Source organism: Clostridium tepidiprofundi DSM 19306, assembly GCF_001594005.1.
Lineage (GTDB): Bacteria > Bacillota > Clostridia > Clostridiales > Clostridiaceae > Clostridium_AC > Clostridium_AC tepidiprofundi.
The window spans coordinates 343,537-366,187 of the sequence record NZ_LTBA01000001.1; the positions used below are offsets into that span (position 1 = coordinate 343,537).

23 protein-coding genes and 1 pseudogene are annotated in these 22,651 nt (G+C 30.7%); 5 read left to right on the forward strand and 19 right to left on the reverse strand.

All coding sequences use genetic code 11. The features are described from left to right. Positions 1–109: 109 nt before the first annotated feature. The 3 genes from proC to CLTEP_RS01795 are packed head-to-tail and all read right to left on the reverse strand — an operon-like array spanning position 110 to position 4,217. Complete coding sequence (gene proC, locus CLTEP_RS01785) at positions 110–916, reverse strand: pyrroline-5-carboxylate reductase (RefSeq protein WP_066821643.1); 807 nt, start codon at positions 914–916, stop codon at positions 110–112. A gap of 32 nt (positions 917–948) precedes the next feature. Then, positions 949–3,309, reverse strand: coding sequence for a trans-4-hydroxy-L-proline dehydratase (gene hypD, locus CLTEP_RS01790; protein WP_066821646.1), 2,361 nt, complete (start codon positions 3,307–3,309; stop codon positions 949–951). After that, positions 3,306–4,217, reverse strand: coding sequence for a trans-4-hydroxy-L-proline dehydratase activase (locus tag CLTEP_RS01795; protein ID WP_423230721.1), 912 nt, complete (start codon positions 4,215–4,217; stop codon positions 3,306–3,308). Before CLTEP_RS01795 ends, hypD begins: the two co-directional genes overlap by 4 nt. A 346-nt stretch (positions 4,218–4,563) precedes the next feature. Here CLTEP_RS01795 and CLTEP_RS01800 point away from each other — a divergent pair, with 346 nt between their 5' ends. Then, a complete protein-coding gene (locus tag CLTEP_RS01800) occupies positions 4,564–5,115 on the forward strand; it encodes a helix-turn-helix domain-containing protein (protein ID WP_066821649.1) in 552 nt (183 codons plus the stop codon). A gap of 152 nt (positions 5,116–5,267) precedes the next feature. After that, entirely contained in the window at positions 5,268–5,411 is a 144-nt protein-coding gene (locus tag CLTEP_RS14815; RefSeq protein ID WP_161938338.1) for a hypothetical protein, read from the forward strand. Positions 5,412–5,462: 51 nt separating this feature from the next. Here the strand turns inward: CLTEP_RS14815 and CLTEP_RS01805 are convergent, their stop codons facing one another. Together CLTEP_RS01805 and CLTEP_RS01810 are read right to left on the reverse strand one after the other, a co-directional pair. Further along, positions 5,463–6,755, reverse strand: coding sequence for an MFS transporter (locus CLTEP_RS01805; protein WP_066821651.1), 1,293 nt, complete (start codon positions 6,753–6,755; stop codon positions 5,463–5,465). Positions 6,756–6,901: 146 nt separating this feature from the next. Next, positions 6,902–7,816: an AEC family transporter gene (locus CLTEP_RS01810; protein ID WP_066821655.1), complete on the reverse strand. Its 915-nt coding sequence runs from the start codon at positions 7,814–7,816 to the stop codon at positions 6,902–6,904. 132 nt (positions 7,817–7,948) lie between these two features. Between CLTEP_RS01810 and CLTEP_RS01815 the strand changes: the two genes are divergently transcribed. Continuing rightward, positions 7,949–8,467, forward strand: a complete 519-nt coding sequence (locus CLTEP_RS01815; protein WP_161938339.1) for a hydrogenase maturation protease — start codon at positions 7,949–7,951, stop codon at positions 8,465–8,467. A 40-nt stretch (positions 8,468–8,507) separates the two neighbouring features. Here the strand turns inward: CLTEP_RS01815 and orr are convergent, their stop codons facing one another. The 9 genes from orr to CLTEP_RS01860 form a co-directional block, all read right to left on the reverse strand. After that, entirely contained in the window at positions 8,508–9,575 is a 1,068-nt protein-coding gene (orr, locus tag CLTEP_RS01820; RefSeq protein WP_066821668.1) for an ornithine racemase Orr, read from the reverse strand. Positions 9,576–9,597: 22 nt separating this feature from the next. After that, the gene (locus CLTEP_RS01825) at positions 9,598–10,926 is read right to left on the reverse strand and encodes a GlmL-related ornithine degradation protein (protein ID WP_066821671.1); all 1,329 of its coding nucleotides are present in this window, start codon (positions 10,924–10,926) and stop codon (positions 9,598–9,600) included. Next, positions 10,916–13,111: a D-ornithine 4,5-aminomutase subunit OraE gene (oraE, locus tag CLTEP_RS01830; protein ID WP_066821674.1), complete on the reverse strand. Its 2,196-nt coding sequence runs from the start codon at positions 13,109–13,111 to the stop codon at positions 10,916–10,918. The genes CLTEP_RS01825 and oraE overlap by 11 nt, the downstream gene beginning before the upstream one ends. Next, positions 13,111–13,473 (reverse strand): ornithine aminomutase subunit alpha, encoded by a 363-nt coding sequence (locus tag CLTEP_RS01835; RefSeq protein WP_066821677.1) that lies wholly within the window; start codon positions 13,471–13,473, stop codon positions 13,111–13,113. The genes oraE and CLTEP_RS01835 overlap by 1 nt, the downstream gene beginning before the upstream one ends. 20 nt (positions 13,474–13,493) lie before the next feature. Continuing rightward, positions 13,494–14,906, reverse strand: coding sequence for a 2-amino-4-oxopentanoate thiolase subunit OrtB (ortB, locus tag CLTEP_RS01840; protein WP_066821910.1), 1,413 nt, complete (start codon positions 14,904–14,906; stop codon positions 13,494–13,496). Between the two features lie 22 nt (positions 14,907–14,928). Further along, positions 14,929–15,228 carry a 2-amino-4-oxopentanoate thiolase subunit OrtA gene (gene ortA / locus CLTEP_RS01845; protein ID WP_066821680.1) on the reverse strand — a complete coding sequence of 100 codons (300 nt, stop codon included), beginning with the start codon at positions 15,226–15,228 and terminating at the stop codon, positions 14,929–14,931. A gap of 15 nt (positions 15,229–15,243) precedes the next feature. Next, positions 15,244–16,293, reverse strand: coding sequence for a 2,4-diaminopentanoate dehydrogenase (gene ord, locus CLTEP_RS01850; RefSeq protein WP_066821683.1), 1,050 nt, complete (start codon positions 16,291–16,293; stop codon positions 15,244–15,246). Positions 16,294–16,612: 319 nt separating this feature from the next. After that, a complete protein-coding gene (locus CLTEP_RS01855) occupies positions 16,613–17,974 on the reverse strand; it encodes a sigma-54 interaction domain-containing protein (protein WP_066821686.1) in 1,362 nt (453 codons plus the stop codon). Between the two features lie 337 nt (positions 17,975–18,311). Then, the gene (locus CLTEP_RS01860) at positions 18,312–18,512 is read right to left on the reverse strand and encodes a cold-shock protein (protein WP_066821689.1); all 201 of its coding nucleotides are present in this window, start codon (positions 18,510–18,512) and stop codon (positions 18,312–18,314) included. A 205-nt stretch (positions 18,513–18,717) separates the two neighbouring features. On the opposite strand from CLTEP_RS01860, the gene CLTEP_RS14600 reads away from it, so the two are divergent. Then, positions 18,718–18,882, forward strand: a complete 165-nt coding sequence (locus CLTEP_RS14600; RefSeq protein ID WP_423230722.1) for a hypothetical protein — start codon at positions 18,718–18,720, stop codon at positions 18,880–18,882. Next, entirely contained in the window at positions 18,879–19,478 is a 600-nt protein-coding gene (locus CLTEP_RS01865) for a flavin reductase family protein (RefSeq protein ID WP_066821693.1), read from the forward strand. The genes CLTEP_RS14600 and CLTEP_RS01865 overlap by 4 nt, the downstream gene beginning before the upstream one ends. A 168-nt stretch (positions 19,479–19,646) precedes the next feature. On the opposite strand, the pseudogene CLTEP_RS14300 reads toward CLTEP_RS01865, so the two are convergent. From CLTEP_RS14300 to CLTEP_RS01885, 5 genes and pseudogenes are all read right to left on the reverse strand, one after another. Beyond that, positions 19,647–19,742, reverse strand: a pseudogene (locus tag CLTEP_RS14300) (transposase); the annotation flags it as partial. A 160-nt stretch (positions 19,743–19,902) separates the two neighbouring features. Next, the gene (locus tag CLTEP_RS01870) at positions 19,903–21,282 is read right to left on the reverse strand and encodes an MBL fold metallo-hydrolase (RefSeq protein ID WP_066821703.1); all 1,380 of its coding nucleotides are present in this window, start codon (positions 21,280–21,282) and stop codon (positions 19,903–19,905) included. Positions 21,283–21,346: 64 nt separating this feature from the next. Further along, positions 21,347–21,697, reverse strand: coding sequence for a hypothetical protein (locus CLTEP_RS01875; protein ID WP_066821705.1), 351 nt, complete (start codon positions 21,695–21,697; stop codon positions 21,347–21,349). Then, positions 21,687–21,866, reverse strand: coding sequence for a hypothetical protein (locus CLTEP_RS14820; RefSeq protein ID WP_066821708.1), 180 nt, complete (start codon positions 21,864–21,866; stop codon positions 21,687–21,689). Before CLTEP_RS14820 ends, CLTEP_RS01875 begins: the two co-directional genes overlap by 11 nt. Positions 21,867–22,010: 144 nt before the next feature. Then, positions 22,011–22,598, reverse strand: a complete 588-nt coding sequence (locus CLTEP_RS01885) for a DUF1836 domain-containing protein (RefSeq protein WP_066821719.1) — start codon at positions 22,596–22,598, stop codon at positions 22,011–22,013. Positions 22,599–22,651: the final 53 nt, after the last annotated feature.

Genomic DNA, 22,651 nt, shown 5'->3' on the forward strand with positions numbered 1-22,651 from the left:
AAAAAATATGCGTAAATTACTGAGTAATTTACGCATATTTTTTAATAAATTCTGCAAGACTCAACTTCTATACATAGGAAATTGAATATTTTGTTTTAGCAAAACAAGTTCACTTTGACATTTTCCTCGACTTATCTGCACATTTTCTCATAGCTGAAATAACAGCAGCTCTAAATCCTTTTTCTTCTAATTCAGAAACTGCTTCAATAGTAGTTCCTCCTGGAGAACAAACCATATCCTTGAGTTCACCCGGATGCCTTCCTGTTTCAAGCACCATTTTTGCCGAACCAAGTACAGCTTGTGCAGCCATTTTATATGCTTTATTCCTTGGCATCCCCTCTAACACCGCTCCATCTGCTAAAGCTTCAATAAACATAAATACATATGCTGGAGAAGAACCACTTACTGCCGTAACAGCATCTATCAATTTTTCCTCTACAATTTCAGCTTTACCAAAGCTTTCAAATATACTAATTACTTCTTTAATTTCTTCTTCTGATACTTTTTCATTTGGGCAAATAGCAGCCATTCCTTCTCCTACAAGTGCAGGCGTATTAGGCATTACTCTAACTACTTTTAATTTTCTCGCAAATCTTGCTTCAGTATCATTTATAGCTTTTCCTGCAGCTATTGTTACTATTATAACTTCATCTTTTACATAATCTTTTATTTCATCAATTATCATTGTATATATATTAGGTTTAATTGATAATATCAGAATATCAGCAACTTTTGAAACCTCTCTATTATTCATTGCTATTTTAATACCACATTCCTCTTGTACAAGCTCTAAACTAGTTTTATTTTTATCGGATACAATAATACTATCTGATTCTACCAATTTAGATTTAACCAATCCTCCTATCATCGCCTTACCCATATTACCACAACCAATAAATCCAATAATCTTTTCCATATTATTTTCCTCCACTATTATTTCAATTTTTATTAGTTAAAACTTTGCTCTGTTCTATTAATAATTTCATCCTGTAAAACCTTATTTAGATTACAAAAATAATCACTATACCCTGCCACTCTTACAATCAAATTTTTATATTTTTCAGGTTCCTTTTGAGCAGCAATAAGTGTTTGTTTATCTACTACGTTAAATTGAATATGGTGTCCTCCAAGTTTAAAGTATGCTCTTATTAAATGTACTAAATTATCTAAACCTTCCTCTGTTGCAAACACACTTGGTAGAAATTTCTGATTCAGCAGAGTTCCTCCCGTCCTAACATGATCCATTTTAGATGCTGATTTCACAACAGCTGTAGGTCCTAATCTATCAGCTCCTTTAGACGGAGATATACCCTCCGAAAGAGGTTCATGCGCTTTTCTACCATCTGGAGAAGCTCCCATAACCTTCCCAAAATAAACATGGCATGTAGTAGGAAGCATATCTATTCTATATATTCCACCATTAACAGTTGGTTTCCCATCAACAGCATCATAATATGCATTAAATACAGACTGCATAATATCATCTGCATAGTCATCATCATTACCATACTTAGGTGTTTTATTGCGTACTAAATTATATACTAATTCATGTCCTTCAAAATTATATTTAAGTGCATTTAACATTTCTTCCATACCAATATTTTTCTTGTCATAAACATGATATTTTATTGCAGTAAGCGAATCTGTTATTGTTCCTATTCCAACACCTTGAATATATCTAGTATTATATCTTGCGCCACCAGCATTATAATCTTTAGCCTTTTTGATGCAATCACTTATAACCACTGACATAAATGGAGCTGGCATTTTATCAGCATATAACTTTTCAATAATTTGATTACCTCTTATCTTTATATCTACAAAGTGCTTTATCTGTTTTTTATAAGCATTAAATAATTCTTCATAAGTTTCAAAGGTTGTTGGATCGCCTGTCTCTAATCCAAGTTTTTTCCCCGTTTCAATATCAATTCCATTATTCAATGTTATTTCAAGTATCTTCGGCAAATTTAAATATCCAGTCAATATATATGCTTCTTTACCAAAGGCTCCAGTTTCTACACACCCACTTGTACCACCACATCTAGCATCTTCAATTGACTTACCCACTCTTAACATTTCTTGAATTACAACATCTGCATTAAATATTGAAGGTTGACCAAAACCAGTTTTTAATATTTTACATGCTCTTTTTATAAACTCATCTGGATTCAAACTACTAACCTGCAAATTAGAACTTGGTTGAAGTAATCTCATATCTTCTATTACATCGAGAATAAGATACGTCACATCATTAACTCCATCTCTCCCCTCTTTTGTAAGCCCTCCAATATTGATATTGCAAAAATCTGTATACGTACCACTCTCTTCCAGTGTTATTCCCACTTTGGGAGGTGCTGGCTGATTATTGAATTTAACCCAAAAACATTCCAAAAGTTCTTTAGCTTTTTCTTCCGTTAAACTTCCTTCTTCAATTTCTCTTTTGTAAAAAGGATATAAATGTTGGTCTAACCTACCCGGACAGAATGAGTCCCATGTATTTAATTCAGTTATAACTCCTATGTGAACAAACCAGTACATTTGGAGTGCTTCCTCAAATGTTCTTGGTGCATGTGCCGGAACCCATCTACAATTTTCTGCAATGTGAATAAGTTCTTTTTTTCTTTTTTCTCTCTTTTCTTCTTGTGCCATTTTTTCTGCTAAAGAAGCATATCTTTCAGCTAGAGTTATTATAGCATCACAACATATATACATTGCCTCTAATTGTGATTTTTTATGGTATGCATCCATATCATTTATAAAATCAAGCTTATCTAATTCGGCTTTTATATCAGCTTTAAAATCTAAAAAACCTTTCTTATAAATCTTATCATCACAAACAGTATGTCCAGGCGCTCTCTGCTCCATAAATTCAGTAATTATACCAGCCTCATATATATCATACCACTCTTTATCCATTTCGTTTAAAATTATGTGGCGCATTGCCCTATTTTCCCAAAATGGTATTATCACATTCTCTTGAAATTTCTTTGCTTCATCACTTACCTTAAATGAAATCTTATCTCTCTTATCCATTATTTCTAAATCTTCAATAGTATGGCAACATAATTCTGGATAAGTAGGTGTAGCTGCAGGGCTTTCTCCTCTTTCTCCAACAATAAGCTCACCATCGTTGATACATAATTTCTTATTCTCCATTATATTCTTAAAAGTTAATGCTCTTAGGACAGGTACAGATACCGTCCCTTGATATTTTTTATAAGTCTCAGTTACTATTCTTGCTCTCTCCATTGAAATATATGGCATAGCATTTACACTCTGTTGGCGTAATTTTGAAACTCTTTCATTCATATAAAGTATCCTCCTATTTTAACCTTTATTCCTAATTCACAAAAGCTTTTTAAAATTTCCGACATTTTTTCCTTTGAAGGTTCCTCAATATTCAAAAGCTTATACTCTTTAAAAATTCTATTATACTTATCGATACCTATTTTATGATAAGGTAATAAATTTATCTGTGTAACATTTATTGTGGATAAAAATTCTTTAGTCCTATTTAAATTTTCATAATCATCATTTATATCCGGTATAATAGGCATTCTCACAGAAATATTATTATGCCTTAATGAAAGCTTTTTAAGATTATCTAATATAATTTTATTTGAAACACCAGTATATTTTTTATGTTTATCATCATCCATATGCTTTATATCATATAAAAATAAATCTGTTTTATCAGCTATTTTACTTAAAATATCCCATGATGTAAAACCTGATGTATCCACAGCAGTATGTATGCCTTTTTTTCTACATTCGTCTAACATGTAGCTTAAAAATTCATGCTGCTGCAAAGGTTCACCACCCGAAAAAGTAACTCCTCCACCTGACTCATTATAAAAAACCTCATCCTTTTGTATTTCCTTCATAAGTTGGCTTGTATTCATTTTTTGCCCAACAATTTCCCTTGCATTATGTATACAGAAATCTACACATTTTTCACATACATTACACTTATTTTTATCCGTAATTAATTTGTTATCTTTAATTTCTATAGCTCCCTGCGGACATACTTTTATACAAGCACCACACAATTTACATTTATCCTTCCAAAACATAATTTCACAATTATTTAATTGACTTTCAGGATTGTGACACCACCAACAATTTAGTGGGCAGCCTTTTAAAAATACTGTAGTACGTATACCCGGTCCATCATGTATTGAGTACTTTTGAATGTTCATTATAATTCCAGTTTTCAAAAAATCCCTCCTTACAAAATTGATTTCATATATATGAAATCAATTTTATACTTATATTATACTATTTTTTATGATAAAATAAAACACATCAAATAATATTTTTTTGTATATATTAAATCTGTTTCATAATAATGAATACGTGCATGTATAAATTAAACAAAACATCGCAATAATACCCTGTTTATCTTTTGTTGTTTCCTCATAGTAAAATTATATGGCAATTATTGTTTTATTTCTTAATTTAAAAATTCATTATTGTAAAAAAAATTCACAACTGTATATTGCTAATCACAAAAATGATGTATAATATTGTGTATAGTAATTATTATCAAAATGAGGTGAAAACATGGATATTGGAAGTAAAATAAAAAACTTACGAATAAAAAATGGAATGACACTGAAAGAACTAAGTGAAAAATGCGATCTATCTATTGGCTTTTTATCACAACTAGAAAGAGGGTTAACAACTATTGCAGTAGATTCTTTAGAAAAAATAGCTAATATATTCGATGTTCAATTAACATATTTTTTTGATTTACCCCAAAAAAAAGATATTAAAATTTTAAGAAGTTATGAAAAAGTTGTACTCGATGTAGATAAAAGTGGATTCATACACTACTTACTAACTACAAATGTATATGATAAATCATTTGTACCTAGACTAATTGAAATACTTCCTCATAAAGAAGATGAAGAAATCACTTGTTACAACCATAAAGGTGAAGAATTTGTATATGTATTAGAAGGAATTTTGACTCTCTATCTACATGATAAAAAATATGAATTGTATCCAGGTGATTCTATTCATATGATGTCAACCACTCCCCATAACTGGGCTAATTTCACAAATAAAAAAGTTAAAATATTAGTTGTACATTCTCCAAATAATTTGACATAGCTTCATTCATAATTGATTATGTTATGCAGTTTTGTTGTATAAAAACTTAAATTTAAAACCAAAAGAATGTTTATTTTTGTACACTAATGTGCATTAAAAAAACTCATTTGCCAAGACTAATAATGAAGTATATTTTATTGGGGAGGCATAAAATGGATAAAAACCGAAACAAGACAAATCTAAAAATAAGCAATGAAATTAAATCTGCATATGATGCAAACATGGATAGTAAATCTTCAAAAACTGGTTATAAGGAGAAAGAACTAATGCCTGCAAGAAAAAATTTAAAAAGGTAAATATATTATGGAAGCTACAAACTCTCTGTAGCTTCCATAATATATTTTAACCTAATTACCTTCATTATTTGAATAAATATTTCTACACTCTGTCTCCTTTACAAGAAGAATAAAAATAAATCCTATAAGAGCAGCCACAAGAGAAAATAAAAATGCTCTATGATAGAGATTTGTTGAATTTAATACATTGGCATACTTATCCATAAATTTACCTATCAACAAAGGAATCAAAGCTGCTCCAACAAATCCACCTATATTAACAACAGAAGTCGAAATACCTGAATATTTAGGATTATTAATTTCTTTACCACATGCCCAACCAAGTACAAAAGTCGAACATGAAAATCCCATAACAAAGAATAAAATTCCCAATATCTTAACTGGTGGTCTGCCACCATTAACAAATACCAAAACAAACCAAGATAATAAATATACAGAACCAAATATTATCATGGGTAACTTTCTTCTGCCCATCTTATCAGATATTTTTCCAATGGCAATACTACCAATAGATAGCCCAAGAACAGCAATCATCATGTAATTTCCAGCTGTTATCTTTGACATTCCATATACATCCTTCAAAAAGCTTACTCCCCACGTACCTGTTATTGAAACATATGCACCAAAGAAACCAGCAAAAACAAAAAATGCGGGCCAAGTCTTTAAATTGCTAATAACCTCTAAAAGTGCATTTTTGATATTGATTTTATTATTTTTAATCTTTCTTCCTTCAAGCTCTGCTATGGAAGGTAATCCTATATCAGTTGGTCTATTTCGAACTATCATATAACACAGTAAAGAAACTGCCAATGAAATTAGTCCTATTGCTACAAATGTCTTTCTCCAAGTAAAAGCTGCAACAAGCATCACAAGTGGTGTTTGGGCCAATAAACCACCTATATTACCTACAAATGAAGTCAACCCTGACATAGTACCAAATTCTCTCTCATAAAACCATTCAGACTGTACTTTTAATATAGAAATAAATACAACAGATACCCCTATACCAACAACCAACCTTCCAATAAATGCACTAGTTATGTTTGGTGCAAGCCCAAACAGTATCGATCCAGCACCTGCAAGCATTGTTCCAATAGTAACCGTTAATCTAGCCCCTAATGTATCTGCTAATATACCTGATGGTATTTGCATTAACATATAAGCATAAAAATATGTAGCTCCCAAATTAGCAAATGTCGTAGATGATATATTAAAACAACCAACTAAATCATCTCTAACAACGCCAACAGCCAATCTGTGAAAAAAAACAATAATATACGCTAACGATAATATTCCCCATACCGCCCAACGATATTTCTTTAATTTGTTGATATTCTTTTCCATATATTTCCTCCCAATAATAAACTGTCATACAATTTATTATATCAAAAACAAATGCAAATGTTTAGAAAATTTTGTCGAAATACTTCACCAAACATTAATCGCCTATCATAATTAGTTAAAGAACATACTTATATATACATATATACTCAAAATTTTAATAAAATAACCATCATCGGAATAGTAATTATAGATAATACAGTTGTTATAAAAACACTTTGTGATGCATAAATTGCATTACCATCATACTTTTCGGCAATTATAGCAGTAACAACTGCAGCTGGCATAGCTTCCAATATAACACATATATTAATCAATAAATCTTCAACGCCTAATAATTTCATTATTAAGAAAATACTAATGGGTACTAAAATCAATCTTACGACAGCACCATAATAAAGTGTAATATCTTTTAATATTTCTTTAACACTTCTTTCTGCTAACATTGAACCTATTATCATCATTGATATTGGTGTTGTAATATCCCCCACCATTTTAACTGTAGATTCAATTGAATATGGAATATTAATAGAAAATCTAAAAATAATCAATCCAACAAATACTGAAATCGTTGAGGGATTTGTAGCCACTTTTTTAATTGAATTAAAGCTTTTATCTCCTGTAAAAATCATAACTCCAACTGTCCACAGAAAAAGATTAAATGGTATGTTGAAAATTGAAGCATAAAACACTCCTGTTTTGCCCAAAATACCATATAAAATTGGATATCCCATAAAACCTGTATTTGAAAATACTGTAATAAATCTCAACACATTTCTCTTATCTTTAGGATATCTTAAAAACAACAAATATCCAACAAACACTAATGTACTATGTATGATTATTGAATAAATTAATATTTTAGTTCCTTTGAGCATCATTTTACTATCATACTCCATCATAAATGATGAAATAATCATACATGGCAAAGTAATATTAATTAGTAATTCTGATAAACCTTTGTTTATTTCACCATTAAAAATCTTTTTCTTCCTTACATAAAACCCAATTAACATAATCAAAAATAATATTATTACCTGATTAAAAATAGCATTTCTAGCCATAACAAATCACCCACCCATTAAATGATATAACAATAATATCAATTATTTCCTTGCTAGTCCACAATATATAGAAAATATTTAATGTATTTTTTACATCACTTTCATATAATTTATTGTAATGTACTATAGGAGGTGTTTACGATTAGCATTTTAAGAAGAATTCCAATAAAAATAGTATGCATTGGTAATCAATATATGGGTGATGATGGCATTGGCATACTTGTAGGAGAAAATATCAAAAATAAACTTAAATATGACAATATAAAATTTATTATTGGTGAAATAGATACTGAATACTGTATCGAAGAGGTATATAAAAATGATTTCTTAATAATTATAGACTCAATATGTACGGGCAAATCACCCGGAAGCTTATCATTGCTGAATATTCACGATATTATGTCTTCTAGACAATTTTACTCACAGCATGAACAAGCATTAATGACACTAGTAAACTCATACAGTAAATATAATTCGGGTTTTCTAATTGGAATAGAAATATCTAGCATAAATCTTTGCAATAGTATATCAAAAGAACTATATAATTCATTTGATGAAATATGTTACAAAATACTTAAAATAGTAAATTCAAGTTATATTCATTCATCATTATATTACGATTATTTTTTTGAAAATGCCTTATATGAATAAGCCTATCATTAAAGGATAGGCTTATTCATATCGTTATATTTTATTTATAATATTTATTAACATATTCTGATGTCATTGCTCTAAGTAAACAACCATAATCAACATTAAAATCAATTACATCTCCTACATTATACTCTTTATAACTATTAGTTACATCTAAAATCAAATGATCTGAACTTGCACCAAGTATTTCAATATTTTTATCATAAGGAAACATACCATCAATATTAACATCCTGTCTTCCCAATGCCACAATAGCTCTTTTCATAATACCTTTATCTTCAAAATGAGGAATATTCCCAAATGCATCCTTACCTATAGTTCCTATAGGTACAGACGGTTTTTGCTTAATCTCTACTATCTCACCTTTTATTGTAAATGCATCACAGTAGCAACCTTCTATATGCTTCCCATAAGCTGTTTCTCTCCCCAAAACAATTGCTTCACCAATTCTTAAATTATTAATTTCCTTTGGAATAGTACCATCAAAAACTTTATATAAGCTACTTGAGTTTCCACCAGATATAATTTTAAAATCTAGTCCAACTTCATTTTTTAACATATTCTTAATATTAACCAATTCACCTAAATTGTCATCATTAGGTATAATTCCTCCATAGCAAGTCAAATTAGTACCTATTCCAATAACATCTATATTACTAAGTTTCATTATCTTTTTGGTAACCGCCACTATATTATTTTCCCATATTCCTTCTCTTAAATCTCCTAAATCAACCATTAATATTATTTTATGAATACTGCCTTGTTTTGCTGCCACCTCTGATAGCTTTTCAATAGTTTTATATTCTGAATTAAAACTAATATCCGAATATTTTATTACATTGTATGCTTCACTGATTTCAGGAATTCTTAATAACACTTTTGGAATCGGTAACTCCTGCATTTTAATAAGATTTTTTATTCTAGCATCAGCAACACCAACAATTCCACCTTTAATCATAGCTTTTACAATAGGAATATTTGCACAAAATACCTTTGTTACACCAAAAACATCAATTCCTTTTTCTTTACACTTTGATACTATAAATCTAGTATTATGAGTTATTTTATTTAAGTCCACCTCCATACAAGGATATTTTTTCCCCATGAAATTCCCCTCCAAAAATTTGCTACATTACGCTCGCTTTCAAAAGTCTTATAGCACCCTCTTTGTTTTCCCTGCTTAAAACTCCTGCACAAGCCATAATATACATTTCATCAATTAATACTTTAGCTTCTTTTCTAGGTAGCATAGTCAATTCTTCACCATTATATCTTATATTTTCAAGTATACTCCTTCCTTTAGGCAATCTTGTTAATGCACCACCAGTTCCAACAATATATTTCACTTGGGAAAGGTCTTTTCCATATGCTACAAAATTTTTGCCACCCGTATACAACCTTTTAATGTAGCCAACATGCCTGCTTATTGCTGTTTCCACAGCTTTTTTGGTAAGAATAAGACTGCAATCAATATCCTCTTTTTGGGTTGGTATAGGTTTAATATGCTGCCTTATATATTCCTTATTCAAATCCCCTATATCCCTTTCATTCAATATATCAATTACGTTTTTACTATTAATATAAACACCTAAATCTCCTTCAACAGTTCTTTTAGCTTTAGGTTCTGGATTTACTAATATATCAAGAACATCAGAACTACCTTCAGTTACAGAATGAACATCTGTGGTCGCACCACCGACATCAAAAACTACAACATCTCCAAGTAATTCATATAATAATTTTGTACTTTGCATTACTGCACCAGGTGTTGGCATTATAGTGCCATCTACCATAGACCTTATTTTATCCATACCTGGAGCTTTTATTATATTATTTTCAAATGCTTCCTGTATTATTTTTCTTGCAGGTTCAACATTTAATTCATCAATTCTAGGATATACATTTTCAACAACATAAATCTCTTTTTCAAAAAATATCTCTCTTATTTCATCATCATTTGCTACATTACCACAGTATATAACAGGAATATTAAAATCAGCTTTTCTTATTACATTTGCATTGTAAAGAGCAGTATCTCTCTCTCCATAATCTGTACCACCAGCAATCATTATTAAGTTTGGGTTAATTTCTCTTATTTTTTTAATATCATTTTCCCTTAATTTACCTGATGTAACCATTTTGATAATTCCACCTGCACCAAGTGCAGCTTCCCTAGCAGCTTTAACTGTCATATCATGTACAAGACCATGAACAGTCATTTTAAGTCCTCCTGCTGCACTACTAGTTGCAAGCATCTTACCCCATATCAATTTTTGGTTGGTTTGATTTTCTATATCATTAATAGCTTTTTTCAAGCCTATAGTAACATCACCTTCTAAAACAGTTGTATAACCCTTACCTTGGGCTAATACTTTGGGTTTCTCTCCTGAAAAATCAAATGCAGTTACAACGGTTGTAGTACTTCCAATTTCAGCTATTATATAATCAGCTTTCATTGGTGTTACCTCTTTTCTTAATCAAAGTTTCTATCAAAAATGAAGCTACATGAATACCATGAGTTCCTCTTCCAAATCCAGCATCCATACCATGTGCTTTAGCTATCTCATCTGTAACTTGAGTACCACCTGAAATAAGTATAAACTTATCTCTTACACCTTTTTCAATACAAATATTATTTAATTTATCCATATTCTTTGTATGAACATCATTATGAGTAATTATTGTACTTGCAATTATTGCATCAGCTTTACTTTCTATTGCAGCATCAACCAATTTCTCAACAGGACAGGACGTTCCAAGGTATATATATTTGATACCATATTTTTCAATTCCTCCGTGTTTAATATCTATTACTTCTCTTAAACCAACAGAATGTTCATCTTGTCCAACCGTAGCACAAACAACTTTAACAGGATGCTCAGCTACCCAATCTTTCATAAATTGTTCATCTAAAAGTTTCTGCTTCTCTGGAATAACTAAATTAGACTTATCTATTTTAAAATTAACCCTTCCCTTAATTTCAACTAAAGTTCCTTCTGCTGCTTGCATAACCTGTTTATGAATTACCTCAACATCGGTTAAATTCATTCTTTTACCCATCTCCAATGCTGCAGCCTCTGCAACATTTTCTTCTTCAGGAATCATTAGCGTAACAGTAACATAACCATCTTTTTTCCATTCAACCTCTGGAGTAATAGTAGCATCATCTTTTACTCTTTCTAATCTCTTATACACATTATCTTCTTCATCTAATTCATCAATATACTTAATCTTTGAATGAACACACAGAGTACATCCATCTATTGCATCGCAAGGCTTATTATATTCCCTAGGAACATTATTATAACCAAAATGTGCACAAACTGGTGCGAAATAGTCCTCTTCTCTTTCAACTACAGTTCCTGCAGCAACACCTTTATCTATAAATCTAGCTATTCCATCACCATTTCTTGCAGGATACTCTCCTGAATCAACAAAGAAACCGTATTCAACCGCTTTAAAATATCCACCAACTTCCAGTATCTCTTCAAGGAACAATATAGCTCTTTCCTTCAACTCTCTTACTTTATTTCTTAAATAGCCATCCTTCTTAAGCTCTACCATTTCATTAAGTCCATCCATGCCTATCAAAGCCTGTTTAGCAGTATTTATTGCATGTATATTATTGTAATGCCATGGTACATTTCTTCCTTCATCAGGAGTAATTGTACTTTGTATATCAGCAGAAGTAAGCTCAGAAATCAAAAGATTTAATACATGAGTAACAGTTGCTTCTCTTGTACATGAAGTCATATATTTTGTATTCATCTGCGCCCTCATCTTATATTCTTTAAATAGCTCTCTTAGCGCAACTGCATAAGGTAAATCAAGTTTCATACATGGAGCTGGAGGAGCAGAAGGTGGTACAGTCGAAAGACAAATATTCTCCTTTTTCATTCCAACCATCTCTGAAAATTTACAATTAATTGCATGCTGAACCATCAATTCAGGCATGACTGCATATCCCTTCATTGCAGTAGCATTCGCATTATGCGCTCCATCGATTTGTGCCATATCAGCCGCTGCCATAATCCTCTTTGCAACAGCCGCATCAACAAAAGAACGTATCATATTTATATTTCTATAAAGTACATTATACTGTGGATCCTGATGTGCACCATTTACACCTTCTTCAGCAAACATTACAGCGATATCAGGCCCCGCTACTCCAGATACATATGAGTGAAAATTAATGGGTCTTCCAACTTCTTCTTCAATCATATCAAGTGCTTTTCTTGTTGCTCTAACCTGCTTTCTCGTTATAGGAACTCCTCCAACGCCTTCAGGAGTACCTTCAATCAAACCATCAAAATGACTTTGACCAGCCGTTCTTATTACCATTAAATGATCTGCACCATGCCATGCAGCCATTCTCATTCTTCTGATATCATCTTCAAACCTTCCAGATGCAATTTCAGAAGTAATAACAGGCATAGGTTGTGGATCAATATTCCCAAAACTAGGTGATGCAGGTAAACCTTCGCTTTGAACTAAGTCTTTTGATACTTCAGAATAATGAAATTCACCTATATTACCTGTATCGTGTTTTTCTCTCCAGTGCCACCCTCTTCTCTTAGGTTCATATTTATCTAAATCCTTCAATATTTCCTCTACATCTATTTTTTTATTCTTATCTAGCATTAATTATCACCTCTCATTACTTTATTAACTTCACTCCAACCCTTACCAGAGGCTAATTCTCTACCAGCATTTAAGTATTCCATATCCTTTAGTTCAGCATATGTAAGCACTACATTACCCATACCCTTTCCTAAAAGATTCCACGCTAACCCTTCTTTAACTATATCAGCAGCTTCAATACTCGAAAAACCCATTCTTAAAAGTACAGAACGTTCAATAGATGCAGATGTATGTGAATATGCTAATTCAACCAGTGGTTTCACTACTTCAGTTGTAAGTTGCCAAAACCTCTCACTCAATTCTTCATCTGATAAATCCTTTAAGTGAGTTCTTCTCTTTTCAAAATCATCATCTCTCTTCATTACACTACCCCCAAATCAGATTATTTTATATATACACCTAATTCTTCTATTATTTTTATAACATTAACTTTATCTAACCTTGTCTCCTCACATAAGTAATCAACATCAATAATACTTATTGTACTGCATTCTAATCCTTTGACTGAATTTCTTATTAATGATTTTCTATATACATCTAAATCCTTTTCATTAACTGCTAATTTTGAAGGATGGTCAGGAAGAACAATATTCTTTCCTGGTATTTCATCAAGTGGATTCCCTTTTATAATCTTTATACCATTCTCCTTAGCAAATGATAACTGAGGCATAACATGTTTACCTGCACCAGTATACTCAGTTTCTTGAACAATTATTATTTGATCATTATCCATCTCTTGAGCTATTACAAATGCCGCTGCAAGTGATGTATTTCCGGCAGGTCCTCTTTCTAATCCTTCTATCTGAGCAAGTAATTCAGTCATATAAAATACCTGCCCTTGAGAAACTGTAACATACCTATCCATATATCTTAAAGGTCTTGCAGCACTTCTTGGAACATCAGATCTATCTGGCCATGTCATAAAAGGAATTCCAAATCCAGTATGACCAGTAGTAAATGATTTCCTATTAAAATCATAATCAGATGCCATATGAAGTCCAGTTAAATCAACAGAAGCTCCAATAACTTTTGTACTATCAGCCCCTGCTTTTTTTAGTCCTCTTGCTGTACCTGTTAAATTTCCTCCTCCAGCATGAGTAGCAACAACAACATCCGGATCCTTACCGAGTTTTTCTCTGCATTGAGTTGCTATTTCATATCCAAGCGTTTCAACCCCTGCAATACCATACGGCGAATACAACGAAGCATTAAAATAACCTGTATCATCAAGCACTTTCAAAAATGTATAAAATAGTTCTGGTCCAACAGTTAATTGAATTACCTCTGCACCAAAACATTCGCATTTTCTAGCTTTTTCTATAATTTCAGGTTGACCAACTTTTTTTGAATCATAGCACTCTTGAACTATAATACATTTCAAACCTCTCATTGCTGCCTGTGATGCCACAGCTGCACCATAATTACCTGATGTAGCTGATACAACCCCAACATATCCTTTTTTCTTTGCATCATATACCGATACTGCAGCTCTCCTATCCTTAAAACTTCCCGAAGGATTACATTGTTCATCTTTAACAAATATACGCGCCGCTCTACCTGTTTTAGAAACCTTTCTTGCTAGCTGTGTAAGATTCTTTAATTCAATTAATGGTGTATTCCCAACTCCCGTTTCAGATTGAATCTTCATAATATCACTAATTGAATATCCTACATCTCTCATCATGTATTCATAGTCAAATGCAATCGTCCCTTTTTTATATTTTTCAAAATTGATTCCTACAGACTTTAGCATAATTTCATTTTTTCTATTCATCAATTCATCATACTTATTCACTATATACACCCCCATTTTAGCATTATTCATCATTACCAAATAATATTTCTCTAGCTTGTAATCCTATATAAGCAATTTCACTTATATATTTGCCAAAACTGTGAGTGTAATTAGGTTCCACTCGAGTAACTATACCCTTTTCAATTCTTCCCGTAATTGTTTCAACTTCAACTTCTTCACCAATTTTACAATTGTCTAAACAAAATCCTTTCACCCACATAACTAAAGGCGTCTTTTTTGTATCTTCTGGAAGGTTATTAGCTCTCTCCTCAGGTGATAGAACAATCCTTTCAATTTCAACCCATGTACCCTTAATAATCATTCCAATCACCATCCTTTATTTTTTTATTAAATCTCTAACATCACCCAAAATAGCTGCCGGAATAGGTAAATCAAGCATTGTTTTTAAACCTGGTACTGCATTTAGTACATGAGGAATCATGTTAACGCATATAGCATAAGTACCAACTCCACCTGCTATTTCTGGAGTATTAGCTAAATTTATATTTGGTATACCCTCAATTGTAATATAATCTCCTGTCCCTTGATTCTCCATTTCAGGTTTTATTTGTTGTGGATGTGCCATTTCAATAAAAACATCTTCACCAATGTATCCATATCCCATCTGCTTACAACCAGCAACATCACCAGCCTTGACATCAACTAAGTCTGTACTCCTTGGAACATTCGTAATAATAGGCTCTTTTGTTTGTTTAATATTATCGAATTTAATATTAAATGCTTCTTCAAACATACCAAAAGATTGTACAAATCCAACATGTCCAGCTATTGTCTCTTCCTCAACACCTTTAATAAATTGTTCCTTTGTTAAACCAATTCCTTGTTCCTCCATAACAGCTTTACCAAAACATGATAAATCATTCACTCTTGAAACTTTTATTTTATTAACTTCTTCACATACACCAGTTAATGCAATTACTAAATAATCCATCACAAATCCTGGATTAATACCCGTACCCAAAATTGCAACATTATTTTCTTTAGCTGCTTTATCCATTTTTTCTGCTAGCTCTGTATCTAATGCCTTTGGATAAGACATTTCTTCAGCTGTAGTTATAACATTAATACCATTTTCAACAACTTTCATTATTTGAGGATAAACTACTTTTGTAAATGATGCTGTAGCAAGTAATACAATATCAGCTGCACCTTTTTTAATAACATCATCAGGATTATTAACTATAGTCACATCATTATCTGCAGTTTTTTCAACTCCTAAAACTTCATATAATTTTTTACCAACTTTATTAGTATCTATATCAATTGCTCCTACAATTTTAAATCCTTTCTTCTTTAGTATCATATTTCCCATTCCCTGTCCCATTAAACCTAGTCCCCATAAAATTACTTTAACTTTTTCCCTCATATTTAATACCTCCCCAAAATTAACTTCATCATTTATTAATGCACGCAAATTCCATGCCAAAATTTACATATCAAAAGTTTATTAAATATTGCGAATTATCAAAATTAAACTATGATTTTGACAGATATTTTTGAATTTAGGCAAAATTCTAACTATTATTTTTTCAAAAAAGCATAGAAGTGCAAATAATTTTGCACTTCTATGCTTTAACTAAAGTATATATACTAAAATAACATCTATTTTTCTTACTAATAGCAAAATATTTTGCACGTATATGCTGAATATTAGGCATATATATATATATATATATAATGTTTTATTATTCTATATTCAAATCATACTTTTTTATTTTATACTGCAATTTTTGTCTTGATATTTTTAATTTTCTTGCAGCCTTGCTGATATTATTCCCATTTTCACTTAATGTTAGCTCAATAATTTTCTTTTCAATTCTCTCCAAATAATGTGTTAATGATTCATCTTTAATATTAAAATCATTGTAAGTTTTATTAATTAATTTACTTTCAAAGTACTCTCTCGTCAACACAGCATTATTATCTGCCATATTAACAGCAGACTCAATCACATTTTTTAGTTCTCTTATATTTCCAGGCCAATCATATTCATAAAAATTCTCTAAAACACACTTGTCTATGCCTAGTATATTTTTACCGAGAATAGCATTGTAATACTCAATAAAATGATTTACAAATTCTATAATATCCTCTTTTCTTTCCCTTAATGGAGGAATATCTATTCGTATTACACTTAATCTGTAATAAAAATCCTTTCTAAGCCTTCCTTCTTCAATCAATTTTTCTGGTTTCTCATTCAATGTAGCAATAACCCTTACGTCTACATCGATTATTTTATTGCTACCCAATGGCCTAATATACCCATCTTGCAACACCCTAAGCAATTTAGATTGAAGATATGGTTCTAATGAATTAACTTCATCTAAAAGCAATGTACCTCTATTAGCTTCTTCAAATATACCCTTTTTATTTTCAGCACCTGTATAACTTCCTTTCACAGTTCCAAAGAACATACCCTCAAGTAGTGCACTTGGTATAGCTGCACAATTAACTGCAATAAAAGGCTTATCTTTTCTTATACCATTATAATGAATACTCTGTGCAAAAACCTCTTTTCCTGAACCCGTTTCACCATATATCAATACCGAAGAATTCGACAAACTAGACCTCATTGCTTTATTAATTGCTTTCCTTATTACTTTGCTATTACCAATAATATCGCTAAATTTATAGTTTCTTTTTTTTGAAGTACTTCTTTCCTCTAATTTACAAATCCTTTCATTTAGCTCCTTCAGCTGCGTCATATCCCTGGCAATCTCCAGCGCAGCTATAGTATTTCCATCTATATTAACAGGTATTGTTGTATTTATTGTTACTATATCCTTTTTGTAGTGATTACTATAATGTTGAAGAACATCAACAATCTTTTGGTTACTTTTTAGTGCATTCATTAGAGTTGATGATTCTTCCTCAACACCATCAAGATATTCATAAATTTTTTTACCTATAATATTCTCCTTATTCTGTCCTTCCATTCTCGCCATTGTTTCATTATAGTATATTGTTTTACCTTCACTATCAACTATATGAATTCCCTCTTCCAAGTTATCTATTAAACACAAAAATATCTTTTCTATTTTATTCATATAATCACCCTTAATAAAATATTAAACTTTAAATGAGCAAAAATCATTACAATAAGTTACAAATGACTTGACAACTCAATTTGTAATACTTAATTTTACTGTTTTACTGTACTAGATGATGCTTGAAAATTGCACTAAAATGTTATTTTACATTTAATGGATTGAAATTTGCTCTTTTATAGTATTAAACTTAAAATTGTATCGAAACAGTTATTACCAAAAATATGTTATAATATATATTATAACATATTTTTGAACATGAGTATAAAAGTAAAAGCTACCGACTAAGTCAGTAGCTTAAATCCAAAACTATATTATAATCTATTTTAAATACGGATTATAATTTAACAACATTAGCAGCTTGAGGTCCTCTTTCACCTTCAACTATATCAAATTGAACTTTTTGACCCTCTTCTAAAGTTTTAAATCCTTCATCTTGTATAGCAGAAAAATGTACGAATACATCTTCTCCACCTTCTACTGTGATAAATCCATATCCTTTTTGATTATTAAACCATTTAACTGTTCCTGTTTTCATTTAAATTTCCTCCAAAACTAAAAATATATTTCTTAATGATACTATCACACGTAAAATTATTTGTCAATATTAAATTCCAAAAATTAAATACTCAATTCTTTCTTTACAATATAACACATAAACCATTATAATCCTATATATAAATACTATTTATGTATACCCTAAAGCTACATTCTGAAAAATATTAAATGAAAAGAGGTATTTTATGAGTAAAAAAACATTCAAAGGAAGCGCTATGCTCAACCCCGTTCCAGCAGTATTAGTCACATCTAAAAATAAAAATAATGAAATTAATGTTTTTACCGTTGGGTGGATAGGAACTGCTACACAGATACAAACACCGTTTAGAAAGTTGGTGTTTACATTTTGAAAAAATTATGTTTTAAAGGTAGCGTAATGTTGAACCCTACTCCCGTAGTTCTTGTTACTTCTAAGAGTAAGACTAATAAATTAAATATTTTTACTGTAGCATGGGTCAGCACTGTATGCACAAAGGAACCTATTATTGCTATGGGAATAAGGCCTGAAAGGCTTTCTTACCAGTATATAAAAGAAAGCGGCGAATGTGTTATTAACCTTCCAACAAAAGATATGGTTAAAATTGTAGACTATTGCGGTGTTCGTTCTGGTAAAAAAGAAGATAAAATCAAACATTTTAATTTAAAACTTCATGAAGGAATATCCATCTCTACTCCTTCATTACAATGCTCACCAGTAGCTTTAGAATGTAAAGTAAAATCAATTACGCCACTTGGAACACATGATTTGTTTTTGCTCGAAGTTTTAAATGTTAAGGTAGATGAAAATTTATTAGATTCAAATAATAAAATATGCTTTAATAAAGCAAACCTTATTTGTTATAGTCATGGTGAATATTATGGATTAATTTCAGAACCGCTTGGTTCTTTCGGTTACTCCGTAAAGAAAAAAAATAAGAAAACTAAAAGAAGAAATAAAAAGAACTAAGCAGAGGGATTATTTCTCCTCTGCTTTTAATATATTTGCTATAATTTCAAAAATATCGAGCACATCGATACGTTCGACAAATGTACAATTTTTTCTTACATTCTTCACTAAATTATTATAAAAAATCATAACCACCCGTAAACGGGTCAATATACTCTTTTAAACTTATATTTTTCCATATATTATTTGTCTTCTGTACTTTGGTGCAAAAACTATATGATATTTACAATTCCACTTAGTATATGCTAAACTACTATTATCCATATTGGATAACCTCCTTTGTTTAATGGTATCGGTCGGCAAACCTACTACCATTTTACATTGGAGGTTTTATTTTTTCTACTCATAGCTATAAGCTTTTTTGAACCACAGGCATAGCCCGTGCTTTTCATTTCACAATAAAAAACCTTGGAAAATCCAAGGTTTAATTATCATAATGATATACTAAATTCCCAAGACCATCATAAAGTTCTCCATCGTCTTCTTTTGAATTATTCCAAATATTTCTTTTGCTCCATTTTAAATCTCCTTTTGAATTTCCGCTTGAAATTTTAATTGAAACACCAGCTTTTAGAATATATTTTGGAAATATGTATGTTTGATTTCCTGTAACAGATACTAATTTCCAGCCTGTTAAATCAATATCTCTATCAGAATTATTTTTAATTACAACTATTTCAGCTACTTTATCTATGCTTTGTATAATAATTTTATTATTAGTTTCTTTTGAAGTTTGAACAGTATTTGTAACGGTATTTGTTTTAGAGGTATTATCCTTGTCATCTTCAATTATTGTTTCACTATCTCTGTAAATATAATCTCCTGCCTTTGTATCAAAAGAAATATTTTTGCCATTTGATGTACACACTATAGTACCACATTCATCAGTTCTGTAAACTGTAATTCCTCTATTTTTTAATTTATCCATTGTTGTTTTATGTGGAAAACCATAGTCATTATTTTTACCACATGAAATTACTGCATATTTTGGATCCACAGCTACTAAAAATTCTTTTGTAGTTGAAGTCTTACTTCCATGATGACCTATTTTTAATACATCTGCTTTTAAATCATATTTTCTCGCTAATATTTCTCTTTCTGATATATCTTCTGCATCACCTGTAAATATAAATGAAGTATTTCCAAACCTTAATTTTTGAACTATCGAATAATTATTTGTCTTTTCATAGTCTTCATCTTTACCTGGTGCTAATATAGTCCATTCAGCTGCTCCTAGTTTATATGTTGCTCCTGGTACTGGAACAGTAATTTTAAGCCCTTTATTTTTTATTGCTAAAATTACATCTTTATAAGTTTTTGTTGTACTAACTTTTTTAGGCATTAAAACTTTGCCAATGTTGAACGTATTAATTACAGCATCTAAACCTCCAATATGATCTTCGTGTGGATGTGTACCAATAAGATAGTCTAGTTTAGATACACCTTGTTGCTTTAAATAATTAACTACTAGAGTGCTATCAGCATTATTTCCTGCATCAATGAGCATAAAATGTTTGTCTTGTTCAATAAGTATACTATCAGCTTGTCCAACATCAATAAAATGCACTTTTAAATTCCCATTAATTTTTGTTCTTACATTAGCTCCATATTTAGTTTCTTCTATCTTAATTGCGTCCTTTTTTGATAGTTTTACAGTTTTAGATATTACTATTTGATTATTTTTCTTTATAGTTTCTTTAGCATCTGTACTATTACCTATAATGGCAGACAAAAATATTATTCCCAAAATTACAGACAAAACACTTTTGACTAGCTTATCATAAAACTTTTTTCGATTTTTCATCATAATACCCCCTTTTTTAATCCATTCCGAGTATATATTTCTACAAATAATCTCATTTTCCTTTTTATAGTTGAATAATAATATCCGTTATTTGAGTTTTAGTACTTAATGAACCTAACAGTTCCTCTATATTTTGGAGCTTATAGGTCTCTATTCTTTTAACTCCACTTACTTCAATATCCTTTTCTTTCAATTGAATATCCTTTACTTCTTCGCACAACACTATTGAAACTTTCCTTATTCCCCCATCAGGTTTTGGTATTTCTACTCTCCTTACTGGTTGTTTATATCTACCTTCCTTTAGTGATTGCCTCAATTCTTGTCCATGTTCTTTTAGATGTTGTAGAAGTTCATCTACTTTCATACCGTCGATACCATGACTTTCTTTATTAACTTTTACTTTCTTAATATGCATTATTCAAGTTATTTCTTGATAATATTTGCTCAAATAATTCACTAACATATTCATTTCCACCGTTTCTTCCTTCTTTGGGCATGGAAGAAATGTTTTGTTTTGCAAACTTACCCACAAGCATATGCTTCATATGTAGTTCCTGTTCGTCAGACCAGAGTTTTGCCGCCAACTTCTTTCAGATTCCACCTCACGGTGGACAGCCTTGTCTTAAGCTAACGGTTGGCACTATCAACCCCCATATCGGACTTTCATCGACAAGCAAACATCCATGCTGGGCACATCAAAAGAAATAGCCACACTAAAAAATGTGTGGCTATTTCTTATTAAAAAAATTATCAATTAGCTTCTCAGCCATCCTTTTTTGAATACAAGCATTGTTTATTAATGTCACTATCAATAATATAACCTGAACCATTTCTTTCGATTCTTCACTAAGCTCATCTAGCTTATATTTTATCTGATTTTGCTGAAACTGAAATGATTCTTTAAAATTCTTGAATTCTTTTTCTTTAATGTCCAAAAATATTGAATAAAGATTTTCCAAACTCACACTGTTGCTTTCATCACTTACTTTTTCTAATAATGGTTCCATTATTGTTTTGATATCATTAATCGACAAAACTTGTTTAAGATTATATATAAGTATTAATAAAATAATATGTTCCTTAGAATATTTCTTTTTCTTAGCCGGAGGTAAAATTCTAGCCTTAGAATAATTGTTAATCATAGTTTTTGTCAATATTTTATCTTTATCATTTCTCTTATAATGGTTTAACTTATCATCAAAAAACGTTGTAACCTGATCCATATACAAATCAACACAAGGTATCTCACTGATTTCAATTTCATCAAAAAAAGATATATCATTGATAATATTATTTAATTTTTCACTAAATTCCACCGTATCACCTCATCACAACAAATAGTTTTCATTACTACTATATCACATACATC

Bases quoted from the DNA above. Each gene is read 5' to 3' on its own strand.
- proC (WP_066821643.1), bottom strand. From the start codon at position 916: ATGGAAAAGATTATTGGATTTATTGGTTGTGGTAATATGGGTAAGGCG.
- hypD (WP_066821646.1), bottom strand. From the start codon at position 3,309: ATGAATGAAAGAGTTTCAAAATTACGCCAACAGAGTGTAAATGCTATG.
- CLTEP_RS01800 (WP_066821649.1), top strand. From the start codon at position 4,564: ATGGATATTGGAAGTAAAATAAAAAACTTACGAATAAAAAATGGAATG.
- CLTEP_RS14815 (WP_161938338.1), top strand. From the start codon at position 5,268: ATGGATAAAAACCGAAACAAGACAAATCTAAAAATAAGCAATGAAATT.
- CLTEP_RS01805 (WP_066821651.1), bottom strand. From the start codon at position 6,755: ATGGAAAAGAATATCAACAAATTAAAGAAATATCGTTGGGCGGTATGG.
- CLTEP_RS01810 (WP_066821655.1), bottom strand. From the start codon at position 7,816: ATGGCTAGAAATGCTATTTTTAATCAGGTAATAATATTATTTTTGATT.
- orr (WP_066821668.1), bottom strand. From the start codon at position 9,575: ATGGGGAAAAAATATCCTTGTATGGAGGTGGACTTAAATAAAATAACT.
- CLTEP_RS01825 (WP_066821671.1), bottom strand. From the start codon at position 10,926: ATGAAAGCTGATTATATAATAGCTGAAATTGGAAGTACTACAACCGTT.
- oraE (WP_066821674.1), bottom strand. From the start codon at position 13,111: ATGCTAGATAAGAATAAAAAAATAGATGTAGAGGAAATATTGAAGGAT.
- CLTEP_RS01835 (WP_066821677.1), bottom strand. From the start codon at position 13,473: ATGAAGAGAGATGATGATTTTGAAAAGAGAAGAACTCACTTAAAGGAT.
- ortA (WP_066821680.1), bottom strand. From the start codon at position 15,228: ATGATTATTAAGGGTACATGGGTTGAAATTGAAAGGATTGTTCTATCA.
- ord (WP_066821683.1), bottom strand. From the start codon at position 16,293: ATGAGGGAAAAAGTTAAAGTAATTTTATGGGGACTAGGTTTAATGGGA.
- CLTEP_RS01855 (WP_066821686.1), bottom strand. From the start codon at position 17,974: ATGAATAAAATAGAAAAGATATTTTTGTGTTTAATAGATAACTTGGAA.
- CLTEP_RS01860 (WP_066821689.1), bottom strand. From the start codon at position 18,512: ATGAAAACAGGAACAGTTAAATGGTTTAATAATCAAAAAGGATATGGA.
- CLTEP_RS14600 (WP_423230722.1), top strand. From the start codon at position 18,718: ATGAGTAAAAAAACATTCAAAGGAAGCGCTATGCTCAACCCCGTTCCA.
- CLTEP_RS01870 (WP_066821703.1), bottom strand. From the start codon at position 21,282: ATGAAAAATCGAAAAAAGTTTTATGATAAGCTAGTCAAAAGTGTTTTG.
- CLTEP_RS01875 (WP_066821705.1), bottom strand. From the start codon at position 21,697: ATGCATATTAAGAAAGTAAAAGTTAATAAAGAAAGTCATGGTATCGAC.